This window comes from Streptomyces sp. NPDC012769, from assembly GCF_042901205.1.
Lineage (GTDB): Bacteria > Actinomycetota > Actinomycetes > Streptomycetales > Streptomycetaceae > Streptomyces.
Window position 1 is genome coordinate 934,287 of sequence record NZ_JBIBCP010000003.1, and the last position, 24,074, is coordinate 958,360.

General features: G+C 64.5%; 23 protein-coding genes. 21 read left to right on the forward strand and 2 right to left on the reverse strand.

All coding sequences use genetic code 11. The features are described 5' to 3' along the window. Window positions 1-3 precede the first annotated feature (3 nt). From ACFY7C_RS19570 to ACFY7C_RS19585, 4 genes are all read left to right on the forward strand, one after another. Window positions 4-342 (forward strand): hypothetical protein, encoded by a 339-nt coding sequence (locus ACFY7C_RS19570; protein WP_389651775.1) that lies wholly within the window; start codon window positions 4-6, stop codon window positions 340-342. 2 nt (window positions 343-344) lie between these two features. Further along, a complete protein-coding gene (locus ACFY7C_RS19575; RefSeq protein WP_389651778.1) occupies window positions 345-836 on the forward strand; it encodes a hypothetical protein in 492 nt (163 codons plus the stop codon). Between the two features lie 110 nt (window positions 837-946). Continuing rightward, window positions 947-1,969, forward strand: a complete 1,023-nt coding sequence (locus ACFY7C_RS19580; protein ID WP_389651781.1) for a hypothetical protein — start codon at window positions 947-949, stop codon at window positions 1,967-1,969. Between the two features lie 9 nt (window positions 1,970-1,978). Further along, entirely contained in the window at window positions 1,979-2,797 is an 819-nt protein-coding gene (locus ACFY7C_RS19585; protein ID WP_389651784.1) for a hypothetical protein, read from the forward strand. A gap of 384 nt (window positions 2,798-3,181) precedes the next feature. Here ACFY7C_RS19585 and ACFY7C_RS19590 read toward each other — a convergent pair whose 3' ends face one another. Both ACFY7C_RS19590 and ACFY7C_RS19595 read right to left on the reverse strand, forming a co-directional pair. After that, entirely contained in the window at window positions 3,182-3,823 is a 642-nt protein-coding gene (locus tag ACFY7C_RS19590; RefSeq protein ID WP_389651788.1) for a hypothetical protein, read from the reverse strand. A gap of 174 nt (window positions 3,824-3,997) precedes the next feature. After that, on the reverse strand, window positions 3,998-5,239 hold the full coding sequence (locus ACFY7C_RS19595; protein ID WP_389651791.1) for a hypothetical protein: 1,242 nt from the start codon (window positions 5,237-5,239) through the stop codon (window positions 3,998-4,000). Window positions 5,240-5,705: 466 nt separating this feature from the next. Between ACFY7C_RS19595 and ACFY7C_RS19600 the strand changes: the two genes are divergently transcribed. From ACFY7C_RS19600 to ACFY7C_RS19680, 17 genes are all read left to right on the forward strand, one after another. After that, window positions 5,706-6,029 (forward strand): hypothetical protein, encoded by a 324-nt coding sequence (locus ACFY7C_RS19600; protein WP_389651794.1) that lies wholly within the window; start codon window positions 5,706-5,708, stop codon window positions 6,027-6,029. Between the two features lie 37 nt (window positions 6,030-6,066). Then, a complete protein-coding gene (locus tag ACFY7C_RS19605) occupies window positions 6,067-7,512 on the forward strand; it encodes a terminase (protein WP_389651797.1) in 1,446 nt (481 codons plus the stop codon). Between the two features lie 145 nt (window positions 7,513-7,657). Next, window positions 7,658-9,262 carry a phage portal protein gene (locus ACFY7C_RS19610; RefSeq protein WP_389651800.1) on the forward strand — a complete coding sequence of 535 codons (1,605 nt, stop codon included), beginning with the start codon at window positions 7,658-7,660 and terminating at the stop codon, window positions 9,260-9,262. A 21-nt stretch (window positions 9,263-9,283) separates the two neighbouring features. Next, window positions 9,284-10,507 (forward strand): HK97 family phage prohead protease, encoded by a 1,224-nt coding sequence (locus ACFY7C_RS19615; RefSeq protein WP_389652761.1) that lies wholly within the window; start codon window positions 9,284-9,286, stop codon window positions 10,505-10,507. A gap of 69 nt (window positions 10,508-10,576) precedes the next feature. Next, window positions 10,577-11,854: a phage major capsid protein gene (locus ACFY7C_RS19620; protein ID WP_389651803.1), complete on the forward strand. Its 1,278-nt coding sequence runs from the start codon at window positions 10,577-10,579 to the stop codon at window positions 11,852-11,854. A gap of 72 nt (window positions 11,855-11,926) precedes the next feature. Further along, a complete protein-coding gene (locus ACFY7C_RS19625; protein WP_389651806.1) occupies window positions 11,927-12,148 on the forward strand; it encodes a hypothetical protein in 222 nt (73 codons plus the stop codon). A gap of 304 nt (window positions 12,149-12,452) precedes the next feature. Continuing rightward, window positions 12,453-12,839: a hypothetical protein gene (locus tag ACFY7C_RS19630; protein WP_389651809.1), complete on the forward strand. Its 387-nt coding sequence runs from the start codon at window positions 12,453-12,455 to the stop codon at window positions 12,837-12,839. Between the two features lie 83 nt (window positions 12,840-12,922). After that, window positions 12,923-13,537 (forward strand): hypothetical protein, encoded by a 615-nt coding sequence (locus ACFY7C_RS19635; RefSeq protein WP_389651812.1) that lies wholly within the window; start codon window positions 12,923-12,925, stop codon window positions 13,535-13,537. A 3-nt stretch (window positions 13,538-13,540) separates the two neighbouring features. Continuing rightward, window positions 13,541-13,987 carry a hypothetical protein gene (locus ACFY7C_RS19640; RefSeq protein ID WP_389651815.1) on the forward strand — a complete coding sequence of 149 codons (447 nt, stop codon included), beginning with the start codon at window positions 13,541-13,543 and terminating at the stop codon, window positions 13,985-13,987. Window positions 13,988-14,015: 28 nt separating this feature from the next. Next, on the forward strand, window positions 14,016-14,354 hold the full coding sequence (locus tag ACFY7C_RS19645) for a hypothetical protein (RefSeq protein ID WP_389651818.1): 339 nt from the start codon (window positions 14,016-14,018) through the stop codon (window positions 14,352-14,354). A gap of 1 nt (window position 14,355) precedes the next feature. Beyond that, the gene (locus tag ACFY7C_RS19650) at window positions 14,356-14,703 is read left to right on the forward strand and encodes a hypothetical protein (protein WP_389651821.1); all 348 of its coding nucleotides are present in this window, start codon (window positions 14,356-14,358) and stop codon (window positions 14,701-14,703) included. A 44-nt stretch (window positions 14,704-14,747) separates the two neighbouring features. Next, window positions 14,748-15,164: a hypothetical protein gene (locus ACFY7C_RS19655; RefSeq protein WP_389651824.1), complete on the forward strand. Its 417-nt coding sequence runs from the start codon at window positions 14,748-14,750 to the stop codon at window positions 15,162-15,164. Window positions 15,165-15,170: 6 nt separating this feature from the next. Then, window positions 15,171-15,668: a hypothetical protein gene (locus ACFY7C_RS19660; RefSeq protein WP_389651826.1), complete on the forward strand. Its 498-nt coding sequence runs from the start codon at window positions 15,171-15,173 to the stop codon at window positions 15,666-15,668. Window positions 15,669-15,736: 68 nt separating this feature from the next. Further along, window positions 15,737-16,117, forward strand: a complete 381-nt coding sequence (locus ACFY7C_RS19665; protein WP_389651829.1) for a hypothetical protein — start codon at window positions 15,737-15,739, stop codon at window positions 16,115-16,117. Beyond that, on the forward strand, window positions 16,110-16,544 hold the full coding sequence (locus ACFY7C_RS19670) for a hypothetical protein (RefSeq protein WP_389651833.1): 435 nt from the start codon (window positions 16,110-16,112) through the stop codon (window positions 16,542-16,544). The genes ACFY7C_RS19665 and ACFY7C_RS19670 overlap by 8 nt, the downstream gene beginning before the upstream one ends. Window positions 16,545-16,588: 44 nt before the next feature. Next, entirely contained in the window at window positions 16,589-16,945 is a 357-nt protein-coding gene (locus ACFY7C_RS19675; RefSeq protein ID WP_389651836.1) for a hypothetical protein, read from the forward strand. Between the two features lie 16 nt (window positions 16,946-16,961). Then, window positions 16,962-24,062 carry a transglycosylase SLT domain-containing protein gene (locus ACFY7C_RS19680; protein WP_389651839.1) on the forward strand — a complete coding sequence of 2,367 codons (7,101 nt, stop codon included), beginning with the start codon at window positions 16,962-16,964 and terminating at the stop codon, window positions 24,060-24,062. Window positions 24,063-24,074 lie beyond the last annotated feature (12 nt).

A 24,074-nucleotide genomic window follows, 5' to 3' on the forward strand; every position in this document is an offset into this window, starting at 1 on the left:
GCAATGCAGTTCATCAAGAACCTGATAGGCAAGGTTCCCATCCTCAAGTCGGAGCAGCGTTGGGAGTGCCCCAACTGCACTCTCACCGACGTCACTCATGAGTCTCGGCCCCACACGCGTTTTCACATCTGCGCGGGGCTGAAGGGCTTGACGGCCCCCTTTGTCCCCGCTGGCACTCGATGCAAGGTCGAGGCCGTCGAGCGCGAGGACTACATCGGCGACGAGAAGGTCACCTACGACGGTGAGCGGCGCCCGATCATGCGAGTTGAGACGACTCGCGACGATGGCAATGACGTAGCGGTCCTCGCGCCGTGCGTCGAACAGAACCTGGGAGTGAATTAACCATGGCATGGTCTGCAAGCGCCATGTTCCGTGAGTTCCCGGTCGCGATGCTCAACGACAGCGCGACGGGCTACACGGGACTCGACAGCAACGGCATCAAGGCCGCGCTGTACGACAACGACATCACGCCGGACAAGGACGCCGCTGTCGGCTCCACCGGCTACAACACCGGCCAGTGGGCGATCTCCGGCAACGAGGTCACCGACTCGGACGGCTCCTCGGATTGGGCGGCCGGCGGCATTGCCCTCGGTTCGAAGACCATCACGACTCCGTCCTCGGGCGTCGTGATGTTCGATGCGGCCGACACCACCCACTCCAACACGGTGACCATCACGAACGCCTTCGGCTGCCTCGTCTACAACGACGACATCACCGCTGGCACGGTCGCCGACCAGGGCGTCTCGTACCACTACTTCGGCGGCGCGCAGTCCGTGACCACGGGCACCTTCACGATCGTCTGGCACGCCAACGGGATCTTCCGGATCACTGTCTAACTAAATATCGGGAGTTGCATATGGCGCTGAAGAAGCGAGTGGCCACGGGGGCCATCATCGCCGGCCTTTCCCTCCTGGGATACAGCGCCGCAACATCTCCGTCGGCAGCGATGCACGAGTCGCCGAGTGCGATCACCATCACTGGCGTCGACCTGCATGACGGGACCATCAACAAGGTCGGCGAGACGTACTACATGTACGGCACCATGTACGGGTGCGGGTTCAACTGGGGAGTTCACGGGACTCCCTGGTGCGGGTTCGGCGTCTCGAAGTCGACGGACATGCGTAGCTGGACGCAGCCGAAGCTCCTCTTCTCGCCCGACGAGGTCAACCCGTGGTCGGGCCTCACCTGGAAGCAGGAGTGCGGCGGCAAGGGCCACGGCTGCTTCAACCCTCGCATGATTCAGCGCACGGGCTGGGGCCGCAACGACGGGGCGTCGATCCTGTGGTTCAACAGCCCGTACGCTTTCGCCACCAGCGGCGCCAACGCCTACAACGTGATGGGCTGCAACAGCCCGGAGGGCCCCTGTGGCCGCGCCGCGGGCAAGCCGTTCGGCAGCTACAACAAGCCCCGCATGACCCAGTGTGCCGCCAACGGCGACTTCTCCATCGTCCGCGACAGCTGGAGGAACCCGGTCCTGTTCTGCACCGCGCCCGGATCCTCGGCCATCAACTCGGAGCGCCTCGACTGGAACGGCGCCAACGGCGCCGGGGAGGGCCTGAAGGGGCTCGCCGGCCTCAAGGGCATCGAGTCACCTGGCGTCTGGAAGGACCCCAGGTCCGGCCGCTACGTCATGACCTACTCCGACCCGAACTGCGGCTACTGCACGGGCACCGGTACGGGCTACGCGGTCGGCTCCTCCCTCACCGGACAGTTCGAGCCCCCGAAGAACCTCGGCTTCAGCCCGCCGGCCACCGGGCGCCGGGCCTTCTCTGCGACGTCCTGCGGCGGTCAGCCCCGCACGGTCACCGTCCTCGACGGTCAGCCCTGGCAGTGGATCGACCTCTGGACGGGGGAGCGCAACCAGGCCCGAGCGGGGATCCGCTTGGAGCCGTTGAACTACGCGCCGAACGGCGGCCAGGCCGGCGACGGCGGCGTGTGGAAGACCGAGGTCGGTCCCTACCAGTGCTAGGAGGCAGCCGTGGCACTCACCCAGGTCGCCACCGGCACGGTCCCGGCGACTACCGGTACCGGTACAGGTAGCACGTCGGTCTCCCCGGACCTGCCAGCCGGCTACCAGTACGGGGACATCCTCGTGATGTTTGTCGGCACGAAGCCGGACACCGCCACCATCAACACGCCCACCGACTGGACTGCCCCTACCAACGGGACGGTCTCGGGTGGCACGGGCTCGCAGGGAGCCGATACCGGCCCCGTGAAGCTGGCGGTCTTCTACCGCATCGTCGATGTGCAGGGCTCGATCTCGGCGCCGACGGTCAGCATCACCAACGGCAACGCGAGCTGGGCGTGGATCATCTGCTGGCGTTCCACGATCTACCAGATGCCTGACGTCTGGGACGTGGCGGCGGCGAACGACACCGACACCTCGGCCGGTACCTCGTGGTCGGTGACCACGGCCACGAACCCGGGCTTCGAGGCCGAGGACTGGCTGATGATGGCGAACTGCGTCCCCACGGACGCGAGCCACCCGGCGAACTGGTCTGGCTTCGGGTTCAGCGCGACGGGGGCGACCTTCGCGAACGGTGCCGAGGTCGGCGAGCCCTACACGTCCACCGGCAACGACCTGGGCGGCGTGGTCTTCCGCGCCCGGTGTTCGGCGGGGCCGGCGACCGCGGCGCCTACCGGTACCGCTACTTCGGTGGCGTCCGTGTCGGGCGCCTCGATCGTCTTCCGCATGAGGGAGCTGGATCCCAGTTCCGAGGCCCCTCACGTAGCCGTTTCGGCCACGACGAACTCTCCCAGCTCGAAGATCACGGTGAGGCCGGCGGTAATCGGCTAAGGGGGGTGGGGGCGTGGCCTGGAGCTTCGTATCGGTCACGGACTCCACCTCTGGTAAGAATGCGGGCGCGAACGACGTAGCCACTGTCAGCGCTAGTGTCGGCGACAATTTGATCGCCGTGTGCGTGGCCGACAACCTGCTGTCTGCTGATTCGATCGGCACCACCGCCATCTCAGACGCGGCCGGGAACACCTGGACTCGGATCGCGACCAACCAGTCCCAGTCAGCCGCTGGCACTGCCGTCTCCTCGGCGATCTTCTACTGCACCGTGACGACGGCGCTGTCTGCGGCCACGGTGACCTTCGCCCCCTCCTCCTCGGCGGCGGCGAAGGGTTTCAGCGTTTTCCGCTTCACGGGTGGCTCCTCGACTGAGCGCGGCACCTATCAGGTAGCCAACGGTCTCCTGAGCAACAGCGATTCCCCTTCGGCGACGCACACTGCCCCGCTGAACGGCGACCTGGTCCTCGGCATGCTGGGCGTCGAAGGTGCCCGCACCGGCAGTTTCACCGGAGATTCGGACACCACCAACGGCTCTTGGTCCACGGCACGCATCTGGGGCACCTCGGGCAGTAGCAGTACTTCGAACGTCTGCGCCGTACAGCAGTACAAGATCGTCACCGCCGACGGCTCGCAGACCTGGAACGCCACCAGCTCCCAGAACAGCGACTGGCGTCTCATCCTCATCACCCTCCGTCCCGCAGGTGCCGGCGGCACGAGCGCCGACGCCGGACACGCCTCGGTGACGGCGACGGCGAACGCCGCCACGGTCGCCGTCAAGCCCAGCGCCGGGACGGCCTCCGCCCCCGTGACGGCGAACAGCCCCCGCGCCGGCCTCGGTGTCGCTTCGGGCGCAGTGTCGGCCCCGGTCACCGCGAACGCCCCGACGGTCGACCTCGACGACACCCTTGGCATCGTCGAGCCGCCTATCGCGGTGTCGGCGACGGCGAACGCGCCGGTGCCGGTGATCACGGTCGGCGCTGGTACGACTTCTAGCTCGGTCACGGCGAACAACGCGACGATCCGCACGGGGATCGCGGCGCTGGCCGGCCATGTGTCTACTTCTGTCTCCGTCAGCGCCCCGACTCCGGCGCTGGCGGCTCAGTCCGGCAGCGTCAATGCGACAGCTACCGCGAATGCCCCTTCCGCCGATGCGGACGACACGTTGGGGCTCGCGGAGCACGTCGGTATCACTGCTGCCGCTCACCAGCCCGTGGCGAGTGTGTCCGCCCGGGCTGGTTCAGCTTCCGCCGCCGTCGCGGCGAGTGCTCCGGCCGTCGACCTCGACGACACCCTCGGCCTGGCCGAGCACGTCGCGGCCTCTGGCGTCGCCAGCTCCCCAACCGCTGCGCTCTCCAGCTTCCCAGGAGCTGGGTCGGCGGCGGTGACCGCCCACAACGCGACGGTCACCTCCGCCACCCGCGCCTCGGCCGGTACGGCGGTCATCAGCACAAGCGCCCACACCGGTTCGGCCGCACTGGGCGCCTCTTCTTCCCCGGCGAACGCGTCCGCGATGGCCAACGCCGCCACCGTGTCGACGGCCGCTTCGACGAGCGCACCGGCGGGCCATGCGGCCGTCACCGCGGCGACTAACGCCCCGTCATCTACTATCTCGGCCCCTGCTGGTACTTCAGTAGTAGATGTAGTAGTAAATGGCGCCACGGTGGGCTCTACGGGCACGACGAATGCTCCAGCCGGCCATGCGGCGGTTACGGCCGGCGCAAATCCTCCCCAGAGTCGCCTCACGGTCACTTCTGGGGCTATTTCGGCCTCAGCCTCGGCGAACAACGCCACTACGACGGGCATCGTCCAGGCCTCCGCCGGCACCGCGGTCGTTTCGGCGTCCTCGAACGCAGCTATGGCGGCTGGGGCCGCTACTCCGGCGCTTTCTACCGTCACGGTGGCGACGGGGACGCCGACGGCGGCCCTGGCGGCAGCTGGCGGAGCTGCGACGGCTTCGGCGACGGCCAACAGCGCCACCGTGAGCACGACCGCTTCCGGGACGGCGCCGGCCGGCCATGCGGCGGTGTCGACGACGGCGTACGGGCCCACCACGGTCATCACGACCGGTACAGCGGCCCCCTCGCCCTCTGTCACCGCCTTCGACGCCACGGTTTCGTCGGCCCCACGCACGAATGCGCCGGCGGCCGGTTCGACGGCGTCCGCGACGGCATACGCCCCGATGATCGCGATCACGTCGAGTGCGGGCGTGGTCCTCGCCACGGCGACCGTCCAGGACGCCCTGGCCGTGCTCCGGGCTGCCGCCGAGGCGGTGGGTGCGTCGGCTACGGCGTACGGGGCCACCGTCAGCGCCAGGGCCGCAGCCGGCCACGTAAGCGCCCCGGTGGTTTCGGGTGATGCAGCCGCCGAGGGGAGCCGGACCTTGGCGCCCGCGGGAAGTGCCGCGGCCTCAGCTTCCGCGCATGCCCCGGCGATCTCAAACATCGGGCCAACTCCGAGGCATAGGACCTACTTCATATGAGCGAAGACCGGAATTACGTCATCTTCGCCGAGAAGCGGACGCTCCCTGTGGATGAGGAAAGAGAGCTGGAAATCTGGCTCGAATCGCGAGTCCTCGACGTACAGAACGATGAGCGCGTACTGGAGGTGCGACTTCCGTGAGGGTTTGGGAGAAAGACCCCCAAGCAGTACTGGACTGGGCTTTCGACTGGTCCAACTGGCTGGCGGCGAGCGAGGCAATCACGGGCACCCCGGTCATAACTGTCGATTCGGGTCTCACGAAGGACAGCCAGTCCAATAGCGGTACCAAGGTAACGGTATGGCTCAGCGGCGGCAGCCTGGGGACGACCTACAAGGTCGCTTGTCGAATCACGACCAATCAAGGCCGGACCGATGAAAGAACCATCGGCATCCGAGTGACGGACCGATGAGAGAGTTCGGGTAATCGGCCATGTCTGACGAGATGGAATTTTTCGCTCCTCGCCCAAACCTCGAAGAGGTGGTCAAGAGGGGCGACTACCGCGAGTCGCTTATGGCGATGAGGGACTTCGTAGCGCACGAACTTGAAGGCAATCGCTGCAAGACCTGTCACATGACGCAGATGCGTACGGGAGAACTCTCCGCGCTCGTCCTGAGGCTTCAGAAGCTGATAGAGGACATCGTGAAGATTCCCGAGAACGAGGAGGAGGTGGATGAGTTTGACCGCCTCATCGCTCGGGAGCCGGACTGGGCATCTGCGCCCCCGGATTTCCCACCTCCCCCCAACAGCCGTTGACTTCAGTCTCGGGCGGGACGCGGTAAATCTTGCCGCCATGGCCGGCCTTGAGCTCGACCCGTGGCAGCAGTGGGTGCTCATAAGCGCCTGCGCGCAACGTACCGACACTTTCGTCAATCCATTCACAAGAAAGATGGAACGGAAGTGGGCCGCAAGAGATGTCGGCCTGGTCGTCGCCCGACAGAACGGCAAGGGAGCAATATTGGAGGCCCGCGAACTCGCGGGCCTTTTTCTTCCCCGTTTCGCCGAGAAGACCATCGTCCACACTGCCCAGGACTTCGCGACCTCGGGCGAACACTTCAAGCGAATAGCCGCACTGATCGAGGACACTCCAGCTCTCAACAAGAAGCTGAAGAGGTTCTACGAAACGAACGGCAAGGAGCGCATCGAACTGAAGGACGGTGCGCGCCTGCTCTTCAAGACGCGCACCAAGAAGCTTGGACGAGGCTTCTCGCCTCAGCTAGTAGTCATGGACGAGGCGATGTTCCTCGACAGCGAATCCATGATGGCGCTGCGTCCGACGGTCTCGGCTCAGCCCAATCCGCAGCTGTGGTTCACGGGTTCCGCCGGCCTGGAGGACGCGATCGAGTTCGGCCGGGTCCGGAGTCGGGCGATGAGGGCCCTTAAGTCCGGCGAGCTGGATCCGTACCTCTTCTTCGCGGAGTGGTCGGCAGAGATCTGCGATGAGCTGTGCCCCCAGGACTGCGACGAGCACGATTCCATCGACGACGAAGAAGTCTGGGCCAAGGCCAATCCCGGCTACGGAATCCGGATCCATTTCGACGCGGTCGACAACGAACGACGGGCCGACCCGATCGGTGACGCCTTCAAGGTGGAGCGTCTATCGGTCGGCCGCTGGCCCATCGAGGGCAACCCTTGGGCGGTCATCAGCGAGGATGCCTGGCTTGCCCGAGTCGACGAGACGTCCGAGATTGCGGCCGACAGCATCATCGTGCTGGGCATCGACGTCGACCCCAACCGGGATTTTGCAGCCATCGCGGTCTGCGGATTCAACGGCGAGACCCGCCATGTCGAGATCACCTCGAACGAGGTGGAAAGCGATCACCGGCCAGGTGCGGACTGGGTCGTGAAGCGTGTCAAGGAGATATGGGACCGGGCGAAGCCCAAAGCGGTTGTCGTCGACAAGATCGGCCAGGCAGGTTCCTTCATCGAAGAACTCGAATCTCTGGGCGTCACGGTCATGTCGCCGACGACATCGGAATACGGGCAGGCATGCGGGTCTTTCGTCTCCGCCGTCCAGCCCCGCAGGGGTGAGGCTGCCGACGTCGTCCATATCGACCAGGGGGGCCTCAGCACGGCCGTGGCCGGGGCTGACAAGAAGCCCATCGGCGACAAATGGAAGTGGGACAAGCAGAACTCTGCTACCGACATCACTCCCCTTGTGGCGGCCACCCTCGCCTTCTGGGGATTCACGAAATGCGGATATCAGAAGAGGCCCAAAGCCAAGTTCGCGTGGGGTTAGGAGGTCTGATGGTTGTACTTCGTTTTCTGCTCACAGCCCTGGCCGCCACGCTGTACGCGGTGGGCTTCGCCAGTCGCACGGTCTTTGTTGAAGCACCCTCCTGGGTGATCGCCGCCATACGGGTCGGATGGGAGGACGCTTCGACATGATGAAGAAGCCGACGCTTCTCGACAGGATCAAGGGCCGGAAGGCGGGAACGCTCAAAGCCTGGGAGGAGCGCCCCTTCTGGACCCTCGAAGACTTCAGATCGCCGTTCCTCGGAGCCCTAGGGGCGGACCGGGAGCGAATAGAGAACAACTTCGCCGGTTACGTTCAAGGGGCCTACAAGAAGAACGGTGCAGTCTTCGCTTGTATGGCTGCCCGACAGATGGTCTTCTGCGAGGCTCGATTCCTCTGGACTCGATTCACAGACGGTCGCCGAGGAGACCTGTTCTTCGCGAAGGAACTGGAGATCCTCGAAACCCCCTGGCCTGGCGGCACCACGGGCGACCTCCTAGCGCACATGATCCAGGACGCCGACCTCGCCGGCAACGCCTTCCTCACCCTGGCCGACGACGACGGCAACTACGGCTCCGCGGCCAAGGGGCCCACCCGTCGAGTGGTTCGCATGCGGCCGGACCAGGTCGAGATGCTCCTCGGATCCCACAGCGGTGACCTCCAAGCCCTGGACACCAAGATCATCGCGTTCGTCTACAAGCCGGCCGGCGGGCACCAGGAGGTGACGCTGCTGCCCTCCGAGGTGGCGCACTTCTCGCCCGTGCCCGACCCTGTGGCTCGCTTCAGGGGCATGTCCTGGCTGACCCCTGTCCTCAGGGAGATCGAGTCCGACAGCTCCGCCACGCTGCACAAGAAGAACTTCTTCGACCATGCAGCCGTGCCCAACATCGCCGTCAAGTTCGACCGCGACACCAGCGAAGAGGACTTCGACGAGTTCGTCCAGAAGTTCAAGGAGAACCACCAGGGCGCGATGAACGCGTACAAGACGCTGTTCCTCATGGGCGGCGCCGACGTCACGCCCCTGACGATGGACTTCAAGGCCCTCGACTTCGCGAACATCGTCGGCAAGGGCGAGTCCCGGATCGCCGCGGCGGCCGGGGTGCCCGCCTCCTGGGTCGGCTTCTCGGAAAGCCTCCAGGGCTCCGGCCTCAACTCCCAGGGCGTTTACGCGGCAGCCCGCCGACGATTCGCCGACGGCACGATGCGCCCCCTGTGGCGCCAGGCCGCAGCCACGCTCCAGCAGCTCCTGACCCCGCCCGCCGGCGCCAGGCTCTGGTACGACGATCGCGACATCGCGTTCCTCCGCGAGGACAGCAAGGACCGCGCGGAGATCTTCAAGACCGAGATGGCGACGATCTCGCAGGGCATCATGGCCGGCTTCGAGCCGGAGGCCGTCATAGCCGCTGCCCGCGACTACGACGTAACCGAGCTGGCCAACAGCCACTCCGGGCTCGTGTCCGTCCAGATGCAGAGCACTCGCGTACCGGACCCGGCGGCCGACAAGGCCCGCGAGGACGCCGAGCTGTTCGAGGTGCAGGCCAGGGCCGCCGCAGCCCTCGCTGGCAGTGGCCGTTTCACGCCGGAATCCGTCGCCGAGGCCGTTGCGGCAGGCGATATCAGCCTGCTCAAGGAAGCGGAGATGCCGACAGTCCAGCCCGGCCTGCCTGGCGGTCAGCCGCAAGACAAAGAACCCGCGCAAGAACCAGACAACCAGAAGCCGGGAGGCGCGGGCGATGACCGCAATTCGGCGTGAGCAAAAAGGTGGTGACGTGTGATGGAGCGCAAGTCTCTCAGCCGCGTCGAGCTGAAGGACGCCGATCAGGGCATTGTGTCTGCGGCCTTCAGCACTTTCGACGTGATCGACCTCGACGGTGATGTGACGCGGAAGTCCGCATTCAAGGACGGGTCTCCCGTCAAGATCAGCGCCTACAACCACGGCTCGTGGGAGGGTGCGCTGCCGGTCGGCAAGGGTGTCGTGCGGCTCACGGATCGCGAGGCGATCTGCGACATGCAGTTCTTCATGAAGACGCAGGCCGGGCGCGAGACCTTCGAAATCGTCAAGGAGATGGGCCAGCTTCAGGAGTGGAGCTGGGGATTCAACGTGACGGATTCGGAGCCCGACGAGGTCGAGGGCAAGAGCGTCCGCGTGATCAAGTCGGTCGACATCTTCGAGGTCAGCCCCGTGCTCGTTGGCGCGGCCGGCCCCGGCCGGACGCGCACCCTCGCCGTCAAGGCCAAGCGGGACGAAGACGAAGAGGCCGAGTGCACGTACGAGGGCGAAGGTAAGTGCACCGACAAAGACTGCCCCAAGCACGGCAAGAAGCCCAAGGAAGAGAGCATGAACGACAGCGAGAAGGGCCGCCGGCTCGCAGTCCGGGGGCCGATTCCTTTCAGCGAGACGGACACCGTGACGCGCGCATGGGACGGCGCCAAGACCGTCAAGGCCCTGCCCGAGGACGCGCGCCCCTCGGAGCTGCGGACCGTCTTCGCCTGGGTCGACCCTGACGGCGACCCCGAGGCCAAGTCCTCCTACGCTTTCGCCCACCACCACGGCGTTGGTGGCCAGGCGAACCTTCGCGCCTGCCTTCAGGGCATCGCGAAGCTGAACAGCGACGACCCCGGCGTCCCCGAGCGGGACCGCGAGGCCGTCTACAAGCACCTGTCGTCGCACCTGCTCGACGCCGACAGGGAGCCGCCGAAGCTGCGTACAGCTGAGGGCGAAAAGGGCAGGAAGAGGTTCAACGACGAGGCCATCGAGGTTATGGCCGCCGTATCGAGCCTCATTGATCGTGCAGCGGAAGTCGTGGCTCTCCGCGCGCAGAAGAATCGTGGAATGGCCCCCGCAACGGCCGACCTCCTGTCGTGGCTTGAGGACGACCTGCTGCGGATGAAGTCCCTCCTCGAAACCCCCGTTGAGGCAGACGCCCCGCCGCAGCCCACCGAAGAAGAGGTGGCAGCAGTGCTCATGGCCGGCCTCGCGAGGCTCAACGAACTGTAAGCACAGAAGCAATCGCTTCAGGCCCCTTAGTGGGGTCTTTTTTCATGCCCGAAAAGGGCAGGGAGAGCCATGTCTGACATTGTTGAATTCCCCGCGCTCAAGGACGCGCAGGGTAAGCTCGACGCCAAGCGCAAGGAACTGGCGGCCATCTTCTCCGAGGCCGGCCCCGACTACGACATGGCGAAGGTGAAGTCCCTCCAGGGCGACACCCACGCCAAGGTCGCCCACATCGGCGCCCTGAACAAGGAGATCGACGAGGCCAAGTCCAAGGTCGAGGAGCTGCGGGTCGTCGCCCGCGCTGCCGCCGAGGCGAAGCGCCGCGAGGAGAGCGAGTCCGGTGACGGCGCTCGCCAGGAGGAGTACAAGGGCGGCTCGCCCCGCCGCGAGTTCAAGTCCGTCGGCCGGCTGTTCCGCGAGTCGCAGGTGATGAAGACCTTCATCCCGCACTCCGGCAACCCGTCCGTCCAGGCGAATCTGCCGATCGACCTGAAGGCGCTGTTCTCCACCCCGCAGATCTCCGGCGGTGGCGGCACCGGCTGGGACCCTGAGGACACCCGGACCGGCAAGCTGGTCGACTTCGCGACCCGGCCGGCCCCGCACGTTTCCGACCTGATCCCGCACACCACGACCGGCCAGTCCACGGTGCTGTACATGGAGGAGACGACCTTCACGAACAACGCCGCTGAGCGTTTCGAGGGCAGCTCGTACGTCGAGTCGGCGCTCGCGGTGGAGGAGAAGTCCTCCGAGGTCCGCTCGGTCGCTACCTTCCTTCCGGTCACCGACGAGGTCTTCGAGGACGAGGCGCGCGCCGAGCAGTACGTCAACAACCGTCTGCCGTTCATGATCCAGCAGCGCCTGGACAGCCAGATCCTGGTGGGCAACGGCACCGCTCCGAACCTGCGTGGCACCGAGAACGTCTCGGGTATCAACACCCAGGCCCTCGGCACCGACACCATTCCGGACGCCCTCTACAAGGCCATGCGGAAGATCCGGGACACCGGCTTCGCCGAGCCCTCGGTCGTCTTCATCCGCCCGGAGAAGTGGGAAGCGGTCCAGCTCCTCAAGACGGCAGACGGCGTCTACATCTGGGGCCACCCGTCCGTTCCCGGCCCGATGACCATCTGGGGTGTCCCGGTGGTTCAGACGACCGCGGTCACCTCGACCAAGGCCGTCCTGGGTGACTACCGCAACTTCTCCGAGCTCGCGGTGCGTCGCGGCATGGACGTTCAGGTCTCGAACTCGCACAGCGACTTCTTCCAGAACGGCAAGCTCGCGATCCGCGCCTCGATCCGTGTCGCGCTGATCCACTACCGTCCGTCCGCCTTCTCGGTCGTGACCGGCCTCTGAGTTCGGATTCGAGAGTGGGGGCTGAGGGGACTGTGATTCCCCGCGCCCCACTGTCGAAGGAAAGGAAATGCCATGCCCCAGTCGATCCCTTCTCCGCAGAACGACGACGAGGTCGCGCTCTGCTACATCTGGAAGGTCGCCGGGGTCCCTGTTGACGGTACGTCCGGCACTGGCGCCGGCCGAGCCCCCAAGGGTTCCCTGGCCATCGACTACACCAACGGCAACCTGTACGTGAACGGCGGCGCGGGTACCAAGGCGTCCCCCGTGTGGAAGCTCGTCACGAAGGCTGCCTAACGGCTCAAGCAGGAAGACCCGCAATGAGTTTCAGCTACAACCGAAAGGCAGAGGCGCCCGCCGGCCCCATGTGGGTTGCTGACCGGCGTCTCTGCCTCACCGAAGACAGGTCTCGGGTAGTCGAAGAGAACACGCCCGAGGCCCGATGGCTCTGGGCGGTGCCAGGGCAGGAAGTTGACCGCGCCGAGGCCGAGCGTCTGGGGGCAATCCAGCCCGAGGGCGCTGGAGAGCCGCCACGACGCAAGCCCGGTCGTCCGCCCACCGCTAAGCGCGTGGTACCGACCGAGAACAAGTGAGGTAGGCCATGGCCAACAACATTCGGGGTGGCGTCGGCCGTTCGCACACGGTGTACGCGTCGGCGGCTCGGACTGCCACCCCTGACACCGAGGAGCTGGAGCTCCCTGGCGGTGTCGCGAAGGGCTACTTCGTCATCGACTGTACGGCTGTCACCGCGACGCCTTCGGTCACCTTCCTGATTGAGGGTGTCGACAGGTCTTCAGGTAAGACCTGGACGCTCCTCCAGTCGGCTGCCATCACGGCGACCGGGACAACGGTCCTTCGCATCAACGACGCCCTTACGGCGGCGGCGAACACCATCGCCAAGGAATCGCTTCCTCCAGTCGTTCGTGTCACTGCAACGCATGCCGACGCCGACAGCATCACGTACTCGGTCGGCGCTCACTTCTCCTAGCACCTCCAAACGAGCGGCCCCCTTATGGGGGCTTTTTTCATGCCCGAAAGGGGGTGAGTCAGATAGCCCTAGGCGACCCCTACGTGCAACTGTCCGACTTCAAGGCATATCTGGTTGGGCGAGAGAACGCGAACCTGACGGGCCAGGATGCGAATCTCATCGACGCTCTCAATTCCGCTAGCCGAGAGATCGAGAGCCACTGTCGACGGCAGTTCAACGACGCAGGTTCTGTGACGGCGCGGGAGTTCAGGCCCGACATGGCGCGTTCGGCTCGCGTCGATGATTTCAGCACCACAGCCGGCCTCGTCGTAAAGCTGGACACAAACCTCGACGGCACGTTCGCCACCACGCTGACAAGTGCGCAATACGAATTGTCGCCGGCGAACGGAATCGTTGACGGTGTACCCGGCTGGCCGTACTGCCGAATCCGGCTCACGGACAACAGCATCTCCTTTCCGTATAGCGCTTCCAGCGGAAGAGAGCGGGTGCTTCAGGTGACAGCCCGCTGGGGCTGGACGGAGGTACCCGAGCCTGTACGCGCAGCATGCCGAATCATGGCTGCTGAAACATGGAAGCTGAAGGACGCGCCGCTCGGGGTCTCCGGCCTTGACGAGTTCGGGGCCGTTATCCGAGTTCGCCAGAACAAGCTGGCTGCCAGCAAGCTCGCCCCCTACGCCAGACGTCTACTCCTGGACTGACCTATGTCAACTCTTGCGCAAATCCGCGCTGCCCTCGCCGACACAGTCAGGGCGTATGCAGAGGCGAACGAAATCGACCTCTACTGCTACCCGTATGTGAAAGGCGTGAGCACCCTCCCCTGCATGTTCGTCGCTCCAGGCGGCGGCGGCCGGGACAACAAGGCTGGCGACTTCGCCATGACCATGGATCGTGGGACCGAGAAGTGGAGTTTCCAGCTTCTAGTCCTGTGCGCCCGCTCTGACGAGGACAGCGGCCAGCAGGAGTTGGACAAGTTCATCGATAAAGAGGGTCCGGCCAGTATTCGCCAGGCGATCTGGAACAAGCCGGATCTCGGTCTAGGTGATGTCGACGCCATGATTACGGGCGTCGCCGAATACAACGCTGAATACAGCATGGTCAGGGTTCCCCATCTGGGAGCCGCACTGCAAGTACAGGTGCACGCGTTCTAGCGTCGTGCCATAAGAAAGGTTAGCCTCCATGGCTGCTCTGACTACTCAGAACATCGTGGCCGCTGGCACTGCACCGACCTTCGGAGCTGCGGCTGCCTCGGACACCGCCGAAGTCGGAAGCGGGGTCAATACGTTCGCGGTCTACAAGAACACGAACGCGGCATCTCGGACCGTCACGGTCACCGTTCCCGGGAACCTGTCCTACGGACAGGCCGCCCCTGACCCCACGTTCACCCTTGCCGCGAATACGGGAGAGCTGTGGATTCCCCTCCGCAAGGAGTATGACGCTGGCGACGGCACGGGTCGGTGCACGATCACCGTATCCGCCACGACCAACGTCACCGTCGCGATCGTAAGGATGGGCTGACATGGCCGCTCTTACTACTCAGAACATCGTGGACGCGGGCACGGCGCCGACTTTCGTCGCCGCCGCTGCGTCGGACACGGCGGAGATCGGAAGTGGCGTAAACACCTACGTCCACTACAAGAACACGGACTCCAACGCGAAGACCATCACCATCACGGTGCCTGGAAACACTTCGTATGGCGAGCCCAATCCGGACCCCGCCCTCACTCTCCCCGCCAACACGGGTGAGCTTCGCATTCCGCTGCGAAAGATCTACGACCCGGGTGACGGCACCGGCCGAGCCACCCTGGCCGTTACCGGCACCGGTGGCGTAACCGGTGTGACCGTGGCCGTCGTCCGCCTGGGCTGACCGACCACCACAACTCAATAACAACAGAATAAGGAAACAGCAGCATGGCTAAGCTCGTTCTGCGGGATTGCTACGTGGTGGTCAACGGCACCAACTTCTCCGACCACGTGTCCTCCTGCGAGATCAACATGAGCAAGGACGAGGTCGAAACGACCAACTTCTCCGGCTCCGGTCGTGAGCGCGTCCACGGGCTCCAGGACAACTCCTTCACCGTCACCTTCCAGCAGGACTTCGCGGCGGCCTCCGTCGACTCCGTTCTCTTCCCGCTGTGGAACAACGAGAACGAGTTCACGGTCGAGATCCGACCCACGTCTGGTGCGGTCTCCGCCTCGAACCCGAAGTACACCGGTACCTGCATTCTGCTGGAGTACCAGCCGCTCTCCGGTGACGTCGGCGACCTCTCCGAGACCGAGGTCACCTTCAACGTTCAGCGAGGCACGTTCACCCGCGCGACGGCGTAATCGAAGATGGCCACTACCGTCTTGTGGACCGTTTTCGGTCCTGAATGGGAAGCGACCATTCAAGCGCTGCGGACTGCCGACAATGAGTTGGCGGACTGGATTCGCGAGGAGATGGAAGAGGCCATCCGGCCGGCCGCCGACCGAGCCAAGGCGAAGGTCATGACGGTCGGCGTAATCGGTGGACCCGAAGGCCACACGGGCATGCGTGCTCGTGTGGCCCAAGGCGTCGGCGTCCGCGTCGGCCCCTACCGGCACCGTAACGGCGCATACTTCCGCGTCTTCACCTCCATGAAAGAAGAGGACGAGTGGATCATTCCTCGCGGCCTGGATCGGGCCCGAGGGTGGCGCCATCCGCTCTTCGGCGACAAGAGGTACTGGTACACCTCGCGCCCCACATTCACGGGATGGTTCACCGACACCATCGCCGATAGCCGGGACGAGATAGCCAGGAATATTCAGGACGCATTGGAACGGGCGGCGGAGCTCATCGACGCCGCTTCCTGAAGCTGACGGCGAGGGGTGCGCGGGTCCCCCTCGCCGTCTTTCATTTGAAGGCCCGTGAAGGAAACCCGATGGTAGATCGAGATATCACAGGAGAGATCAGGCGTATCGGCCTGAACCGAATTCCTGCTCTGCTCGGCATCAGCAACGAATCGCTTAAGGAACTCGCTGACCGCGTACGACAGTTCGACCAATCTCAGTCGGACGAGACGCGTCAGCGGAAGGCTCTGGAAAAGATCGCGCAGTCCATTCCTTCTGAGTCCATCAGCGAGAAGTACACCAGGAACGACCGCCGAAAGCGCGAAGTCGAGGCCCTGGAACTGATGGCGGTAGCGCAGGCCTATCCACACGAAGAGCTGCGAAACACCCTTCGTTTCAAGAACATGCTCAACCGCCTGGGCACCAAGCCCGAACAGACCCGCGAAGAAGAAGTAGGAGAGACCCGTGCCTGAGAACTACACGTTCGTCGCCGATGAAGACGGCTTCCTGACCGCCTCCTCCATCCTGGAGCAGCCCACCCTCGTGATCGAGGACCTGGTCGTGCCCGAGTGGGGCGGAAAGAAGATACGCCTGAAGCACCTCTCCGCCAAGGAGCGCGACGACTTCGAGACCAGCATGGTCAAGATGGGTAAGAACGGCCGGCAGCAGCTCAACAACGAGAACTTCAGGGCCCGGCTCGTGCAGCTCGCGGCCGTCAAGGGAGACGGCAGCCCCCTGTTCACGAAGCACGACATCAAGACTCTCGGGAATCTTCCCGCGTCCGGTCTCCAGCGCGTCTACAACAAGATCAACGAGATGTCCGCGTTCAGCGAGGAAGACCTCAAGGACCTCACTGAGGATTTCGACGACGACCGGAACGACGATTCAAGTTCCGACTAGCTCTTGCGATGCGCCGCCCGGATGTTGACCGGATGATGGCGAGCATGTCGGCCCGCGAATACAAGGAATGGGAAGCGTATGAGCGGGCCGTCGGCCCTCTTGACTCGTCGTACGATCGCGAAATTCTCTGCGAGATACACGAGCTGCTCCAGCTCAATAATCAGCTGACCGGCGCGGCAATCACCAAAAAGGGCAAGAAGAATCCTGCTGGAAAGTTCCGGCAGGCCATCCGACCCGAAGCCCTCTACCTGCCCCCTGAGGACGAGGAAGAGGACGACGACGAAGATGAGTACGCGGATTATTACGACGAGGTCGATGACGACGAAGAGGAGGAGGACTTCCACGAGAAGTCCGATCCCAACGCGTATGACCCGGCTAAGGATCCGTTCATTTACATGTGAAGATGGAGGGTAACTGATGGCTACCATTACGTCTCTGGGATTCTCCATCTTCTCGCGTTACAACGGGGATGGCGTCAATCGGGCCCGGCGTGACCTGCAAAATTTGCAGAACCAGCAGTCCGCATGGGCCCGTGACGCTGCTCGCATGCGGGAGGAAGCGAACAGGAATGCCGCGTCCTGGCGCAACCTGACCAATCAGTGGCAGGGCGCCAACCGGCAGGTGCGCAGCCTCGCTTCAGGTATGGGCGCCAGTCGCACTGCGCTTCTGGGGCTGAAGATGGCCCTGCTTCCGATAGCGGAGGTTGCCCTCGCGACCGCCGCCGGCCTGGCCGCCATGACCGTCGCCTCGGGGGCGGCAGTTGGAGCCTACGCAGCGGTCGGCAATGCCGCTGCCAAGATGGCCCTCGCGACCGCAGCGTCCGGAAAGGCGCTAACGGCAGCAGAGGCGCAATACGTCAAGGCCTACCGCGAAATGCAAAAGGCCTGGGTCACCTTCGTCAGGACCACGGGCGCGCAGACCCTTAAGCCTCAGATCGAGGTCATCAAGGGCCTCACGACGGGAATCCAGAAGATGGGGCCCGTCATCAACGCCATCCACCCCATCATCATGAAGGTCGCCACGGCGTTCCGTCAGTGGATGCAGGGGGTCGGGTTTGAGCGCTTCCGGGACGGAGTGCTCAAGTACGGCGTGCCGGCGTTCGACAGGCTCCAGCAGGCCGGCCGCAACGCCCTGACTGTACTGGGCATCGCCTACCGAACCTTCCTTCCCATGTCGGATTCGCTCTCGAAGTCCATCCTCAAGGGCTCCGAGGCGCTGAAAAAGTGGGCTCAGGACGGCGGGTTCCAGCGCTTCCTGGAAAGGGCCAGGGAGAACACGCCGAAGGTCGTCGAGCTGCTTAGGAATCTGTGGCAGGTAGTCGAGAAAATCATCGACGTCCTGCGCCAGATGGCCCCGGTGGCACTGGAGGCAGCGTCTCGAATTGCTGAGTTCATCTCGAAGATCCCGACGCCGGTCCTCGTGGCGGCTGCTGCCGCATTCATCGGGCTCAAGATGGCCCTCTCCGTGCTTCTTCAGCCACTGATGATGGTTCGGCTCCTTATGGGGCCTAGCGGACTCTTCGGAGTCCTCGGCCGGGTTCTTCCGATGGCGCTCAGGTTCGCTGGCATTCTTGGCATAGTCGCCGGTGCGATAAAGCTGGCCTGGGATCATTCAGAGTTCTTCCGCGACAAGGTGAAGCAGCTCTGGGAGGTTCTTCAGAGGCTGTGGCGAGAGGGCTTGCAGCCTCTGGTTGCCGAGTTCAGGAAGCTTTGGGTTAACCTCGCCCCAGTCCGTGAAGTGCTCGGACAGATCATCGGTTTCATACTCGGCACGGTCATCATGGGCATCACCAAGTTGACCGAGTTCATCACGTTCCTGGTCAAGGGCATCGTCGATCTCTGGCAGGGGTTCAACGACTTCCTGACGAAGATACCGGGGCTCTGGAACACCGTCTGGAACGGCATCAAGATGGTCGCCGAGACTGTCTGGAACGGCCTCCGGACCGCGTGGGACGCAGTCGTCAACGCCCTGAAGACTGCCTGGGATACTGTTTCTTCGGCCCTTAAGACTGCCTGGGACACCGTCTGGAACGGGATCAAGACGGCCGCCCAGACTGTATGGGATTGGCTGAAGCAGACCTGGCAGACCGTTGTTGACGGATTGAGGACCGCCTGGGATACGGTCTCCAGCGCCCTCAAAACCGCCTGGGACACCGTCTGGAACGGGATCAAGACCGCGGCCCAGACTGTATGGGATTGGCTGAAGCAGACCTGGCAGACCATTGTTGACGGGCTGAAAACGGCCTGGGACGCAGTTTCTGGCGCTCTCAAGACCGCCTGGGACACCGTCTGGAACGGGATCAAGACGGCCGCCCAGACTGTATGGGATTGGCTGAAGCAGACCTGGCAAACAATCCTGGACGGATTGAAGACCGCCTGGGACACGGTTTCCGGCGCTCTCAAGACCGCCTGGGATACCGTTTGGAACGGGATCAAGACGGCAGCCGAGACGGTCTGGAACGCCCTGAAGACGGCATGGGACACGTTCCTTAACGCTGTCAAGACCGCCTGGGACACCGTCTCCTCTGCCGTGAAGACTGCCTGGGACACCGTTTGGAACGGGATCAAGACGGCAGCCGAGACGGTCTGGAACGCCCTGAAGACGGCATGGGACACGTTCCTTAACGCTGTGAAAACGGCCTGGGACACCGTCTCTGCCGCGCTCAAGACGGCGTGGGAGACGGTCTGGAACGCCGTTAAAACGGCAGCCGAGACGGTCTGGAACGCCCTGAAGACGGCATGGGACACGTTCCTCAATGCCGTGAAGACGGTTTGGGACACTACTTCCGCCGCACTTAAGACGGCGTGGGAGACGGTCTGGAACTGGATTAAGGACACCGCCCAGAAGATCTGGGACGGCGTTAAGGGCGCCTGGGAGAAGTTCACCGGGTCCATAAATGACCTTTGGAACAAGGCCGGCGACGTCCTCAAGAAGGCCTGGCAGGGTGTCTGGGACTGGCTGAAGGAAACCGCCCAGAAGGTGTGGAGCGGCATCGGTGATGTTATCGAGAGGGCCATCAACGGCATTCTCCGCATCGTCAAGAAGATCGTCGAAGTCTGGAACGGCATCGCCGGCGCCGTCAGCCTCGACAAACTGAAGATCGACACCAGCGGTTGGAGCGTCGACTTCAACTTCGCGGCGGGCGGCATCGTCGAGTTCGCCAACGGCGGCATCGCCGGCGGCACGCCGAACTTCAAGGCCGGCGGCGTCCTCTCCGGCTATGCGCCGGGCCGGGACACCGTCCCCGCGATGCTGTCCAGGGGCGAGGGAGTCCTCGTCCCCGAGGCGGTCAAGGGCCTGGGGCCGAACTTCGTCCACGCAGCCAACTACCACTTCTCCCACGGGCGAGGCGGCAAGAACGTCGGCGGCGGCTACGAGTTCGCCAAGGGCGGCATCGCGCGTGGGTGCGAACTGCACGGCTTCGCGCACGGCGGCATCGCCAAGAGCTGCGAGCTCGCCCACTACGCCGGCGGCGGCATCGTCGCCTTCGGCCGCGACCCGCGGAACGAGGAGGGCTGGGGCACCAGCTTCTTCGCGCCCGGCGGCATCGCGGGCGCGGCGGACCCGGACAACCCCGGCATCGTCGGCCCCGGCGGCATCATCACGGGCGGCGAGGCTTCGACGAACCCCGACGCCAAGGACGTCGGCAACAAGAGCGACGACAAGTCGATCTTCGAGCGGAGCGGCCTGGGCGTCATCTCCGACGGCCTCGGCAACGCCATCGACACCGGACAGATGATCCTCGGCTTCATCGGCCGTGCGGCCATCGAAGGCGCGTTCAACTTCGCCTCCGGAGCCCTGGACAGCTTCGGGGTCGCCGGCGACTTCGGCAAGATCCTTGCTGGAGGCGTCAAGAAGCTCCTCAAGGGCTTGATCGAGAAGCTGGTCTCCGAGGACAACAAGGCGAAGGAAGCCTTCGAGGCCATGTCAGTGGCGGGTGCCAAATCCGTCCAGGCATGGGCCCCGCTGGCGGCCAAGGCCATCCAGATGGGTGGGCTCGACAAGAGCCAGCTCCAGGCCTTCCTCGCTCTGATGTCGGCGGAGTCCGGCGGTAACCCGAACGCGATCAACCGCTGGGACATCAACGCGAAGAACGGCGTGCCGTCCCAGGGTCTGATGCAGGTCATTCCGACCACGTTCGCGGCGAACCACGTCCCGGGCACGTCCAGGAACATCCTCGACCCCCTCGCCAACATGGCGGCGGCGGCGAGGTACATCAAGAACCGCTACGGCGGCAAGGTTCCCGGCAGCCCGTACGCCGACGGCACCACCAACGCCACCGCAGGACTCCACCTGGTCGGCGAGGAGGGGCCGGAGCTTGTCACCAGTCCCGGCTACGCCAACTTCGGCGGCGGCGAGACTGTGTACAACGCAACGGACACGGCAGCCATCATGTCGGGAGATGCTGCCCCCAGGAGCGGAATCGAGGCGTCTCTCAAGAACAGGAGCTTCGAGGACATCATCGCCGCTGCGAAGCGGATGGCGGCTGCCGTCAAGGTGTCCTGGAACAGCGTGGTCACTGCCAGCACCTACGGCTGGTCGGGCCTCAAGCCCGTTCTCGGCGAGGTGGCATCCGGGCACGGCATGGAGGTTCCGTCCTCCATGGAGGCGATGCGCGCCAAGAACGTCGCTGCGTGGATGGACATGAACCTCCAGTCCGCAATGCAGTGGGCGCTCATGCGGGACACGACTCTCGCAGAGGCGGAGCTGCACCAGGGCACGATGATGCCTGCGTCGACTCTCACGATGCAGACGGCCAGCAGTACTGCTTGGACGGACATGGGTCTCCAGTCCTCCACGCAGTGGGGCCTGATGCGAGACACGACGTTCGCCGAGTCCAATCTCATGCAGACCGAGACGGCGCCGACGGCGGCGTCGACGATGCAGACGGCCAGCAACACCGCCTGGACGGACATGGGTCTCCAGTCCTCCACCGAGTGGGGCCTGATGCGAGACACGACGTTCGCCGAGTCCAGCCTGATGCAGACTGACACGATGCCTATGGCGTCGACGACGATGCAGACCGCGTCCGATTCCGCATGGACCAGCATGCAGTCCTCGTCGGATTCCGCGTGGACCGGCATGAACGAAACTGCGTTCACGCCGTTCGAGAGCACCATGTCGACCGAAATTCCGGGCGCTGCTCACTCGATGAACACCAACGTGTCGAGTGAGTCCAGGACCATGTCGCAAAACGTCATTGGTGACGTCAACGCCACGGTGCCGAAGGTCGAGCAACTTATCTCCACCATGAAGACGGCCATCTCGATAGCCAGAGAGCTGGCCATGGGACCTCACGGTGCAGATGGGGGGGCGGCGTGGAACGGAGGTTCCGCGGCGTGGAATACCGACGGTGGCGGCATGGGCGCCGGTCAGATGTGGGTCAGCGACGCTGAGTACGCCGAACATCTGGAAGCTGAGAACTACTACAAGAAGTACGGAACCGGTGGCCCGCTGGCGGGCATCGGGGCGGTCAGCGACGCTGAGTACGCGGAGCATCTCGAAGCCGAGAACTACTACAAGAAGTACGGAACCGGTGGTCCACTGGCCGGCGGTGACGACGCCGATTACGCCTTGCAGCGTGAGGCAGAAGCGTACTACCTCAAGTACGGAACCGGTGGTCCACTGGCCGACCCGTCCTACGCCAAGGACTGGGAAGCTGAGCTGGCCTACAAGAGCGGGTACGCGATTGGCACACCGGGCGCGAGCCCTGGTATGCACCTTGTCGGCGAGCTGGGTCCCGAGCTGATCAACTTCCAGGGTGGCGAGACTGTCACCCCGCACAGGGAGACGGCTCAGATCCTGTCGGGGGCTATGCCCTCGGCGCCGGAGCTTCCCGCGAGTGGTCTGCCGGAGCTCGGGGCTCTCCAGCCGTCCGCCATGATGGCGCAGTTGCAGAATTTCGGCTCCGCCTCGAAGGGCGAGGGCTGGTTCGGTGACATCATCTCTGCTGCTGAGCACATGATGGAGGCGACCCAGATCGCTTGGGACGGGACGGTTACGGCGGGCGTGTCGGCGACTTCGGTCATCGATAAGACCGTCGACCGGGTCAGTAAGCAGATGGGTAAGACCATTCCGGTCAGCCTGGAGAAAATGGCGGCCTCATCGCAGACCAACTGGACTGCGATGAACGTCAATTCGGCGGCCCAATGGGCAGCGATGCGGGACTCGCAGTTCCTTGAGGCGGAGACGCATCAGGGAACGACGATGCCCGCCAAGTCTGTCGCGATGCGCACAGCGCATGATCTCGCCTGGACGACCATGAATGCCACTTCGTTGGCGCAGTGGACGCTCATGCGGGATGAGCAGTTCGCTGACGCTGAGCTCCATCAGGGCACGACGATGCCGGAGAAGTCTGTTGCGATGCAGACGGCGCACGATCTGGCCTGGACGACGATGAACGCTACGTCGTTGGCACAGTGGACGATCATGCGGGACACGCAGTTCCTTGAGGCGGAAACGCACCAGGGTACGACGATGCCCGAGAAGTCGGTCGCAATGCAGACGGCGCACGATCTGGCGTGGACGACGATGAACACCACGTCGGCCACCGAGTGGACCGCGATCCGGGACAACCAGTTTGTTCCGTTCGAGACCCACATGTCGACGACGATGCCGGAAGCGGCGCAGACGATGAACGAGGCGGTCGGCGCCGCGTTCACGGAGATGGCGTCGACGGTCGCCTCGCAGCTCGATTCGGCCATCGCGAAGATCGACGAGTTCATCGCAAAGACCGAGGCTGCCATCGCGGCGGCCGAGAAGCTGAAGGCAGCCCAGGCTGCCGCCGCATCCAGCGGTGGCGGCGGTGCCGGCGGGAACCCGACGCCCGGCATGGACGGTGGAAGCGATCTGCAAGCCGCCCTCGCCAGGGCCGGTAACCCGCAGATCTTCCAGGGTCCGTACAGCAACAGCGTGGCGGCCTCGGCTGGCACGCACTCGGGCGGCGGCGTGGTCGACGTGCCGGTTTCGGCATTCGACGCGATGATCGCGGCCGGCTTCATCGGCTGGGTCCGAAACTGGCCGGGCAACGAGCACGCGCACATGATCCTTCCGGGCACGCCCGACCTGTCTCCGCAGGCGGCGTGGCAGGTTCAGGATTACTACGCCGGCGGCGACGGCCTGAATATCCCGGGCAACCTGGCCCGCGGTACCAGCTCCGCCATGCGCGGCTGGACGTGGGTGGGCGAGAACGGCCCCGAGCTGCTGCGCATGCGCGGCGGCGAACAGGTCATGCCCTGGGATCGGGCCCGGAAGTTCTTCGAGGGCACCGGACGTCGGCGGGGTCGCCCGTGGAACGACGGCGACGTGTTCGGCGACATCCGGCGCCGGGCGTTCACCGCGTCCATCGAGGGTGCGTCCGCATCCGTCAAGGGCACGGTGCACCGCGACCACGAGGGTGTTCACGTCGAGATCAACTTCAACGGTCCGGTAAGCAACGCGGCGGAGGTTCGTCGCGGCGTCGATGAAGCACTACCGAAGATCCGCCAGGCCATTCAGGCAGGAATCGGCAGGCGATAAGGAGGACAGGCG

What these genes read in the sequence shown, in the direction of transcription:
- ACFY7C_RS19660 (WP_389651826.1), top strand. Translation starts at nt 15,171, where the DNA reads ATGGCCACTACCGTCTTGTGGACCGTTTTCGGTCCTGAATGGGAAGCG.
- ACFY7C_RS19625 (WP_389651806.1), top strand. Translation starts at nt 11,927, where the DNA reads ATGCCCCAGTCGATCCCTTCTCCGCAGAACGACGACGAGGTCGCGCTC.
- ACFY7C_RS19600 (WP_389651794.1), top strand. Translation starts at nt 5,706, where the DNA reads ATGTCTGACGAGATGGAATTTTTCGCTCCTCGCCCAAACCTCGAAGAG.
- ACFY7C_RS19575 (WP_389651778.1), top strand. Translation starts at nt 345, where the DNA reads ATGGCATGGTCTGCAAGCGCCATGTTCCGTGAGTTCCCGGTCGCGATG.
- ACFY7C_RS19630 (WP_389651809.1), top strand. Translation starts at nt 12,453, where the DNA reads ATGGCCAACAACATTCGGGGTGGCGTCGGCCGTTCGCACACGGTGTAC.
- ACFY7C_RS19610 (WP_389651800.1), top strand. Translation starts at nt 7,658, where the DNA reads ATGATGAAGAAGCCGACGCTTCTCGACAGGATCAAGGGCCGGAAGGCG.
- ACFY7C_RS19650 (WP_389651821.1), top strand. Translation starts at nt 14,356, where the DNA reads ATGGCCGCTCTTACTACTCAGAACATCGTGGACGCGGGCACGGCGCCG.
- ACFY7C_RS19680 (WP_389651839.1), top strand. Translation starts at nt 16,962, where the DNA reads ATGGCTACCATTACGTCTCTGGGATTCTCCATCTTCTCGCGTTACAAC.
- ACFY7C_RS19570 (WP_389651775.1), top strand. Translation starts at nt 4, where the DNA reads ATGCAGTTCATCAAGAACCTGATAGGCAAGGTTCCCATCCTCAAGTCG.
- ACFY7C_RS19645 (WP_389651818.1), top strand. Translation starts at nt 14,016, where the DNA reads ATGGCTGCTCTGACTACTCAGAACATCGTGGCCGCTGGCACTGCACCG.
- ACFY7C_RS19580 (WP_389651781.1), top strand. Translation starts at nt 947, where the DNA reads ATGCACGAGTCGCCGAGTGCGATCACCATCACTGGCGTCGACCTGCAT.
- ACFY7C_RS19665 (WP_389651829.1), top strand. Translation starts at nt 15,737, where the DNA reads ATGGTAGATCGAGATATCACAGGAGAGATCAGGCGTATCGGCCTGAAC.
- ACFY7C_RS19675 (WP_389651836.1), top strand. Translation starts at nt 16,589, where the DNA reads ATGTCGGCCCGCGAATACAAGGAATGGGAAGCGTATGAGCGGGCCGTC.
- ACFY7C_RS19655 (WP_389651824.1), top strand. Translation starts at nt 14,748, where the DNA reads ATGGCTAAGCTCGTTCTGCGGGATTGCTACGTGGTGGTCAACGGCACC.
- ACFY7C_RS19640 (WP_389651815.1), top strand. Translation starts at nt 13,541, where the DNA reads ATGTCAACTCTTGCGCAAATCCGCGCTGCCCTCGCCGACACAGTCAGG.
- ACFY7C_RS19615 (WP_389652761.1), top strand. Translation starts at nt 9,284, where the DNA reads ATGGAGCGCAAGTCTCTCAGCCGCGTCGAGCTGAAGGACGCCGATCAG.
- ACFY7C_RS19595 (WP_389651791.1), bottom strand. Translation starts at nt 5,239, where the DNA reads ATGTTTGAGATCGCCGGGGCATGCGCGGAAGCTGAGGCCGCGGCACTT.
- ACFY7C_RS19605 (WP_389651797.1), top strand. Translation starts at nt 6,067, where the DNA reads ATGGCCGGCCTTGAGCTCGACCCGTGGCAGCAGTGGGTGCTCATAAGC.
- ACFY7C_RS19620 (WP_389651803.1), top strand. Translation starts at nt 10,577, where the DNA reads ATGTCTGACATTGTTGAATTCCCCGCGCTCAAGGACGCGCAGGGTAAG.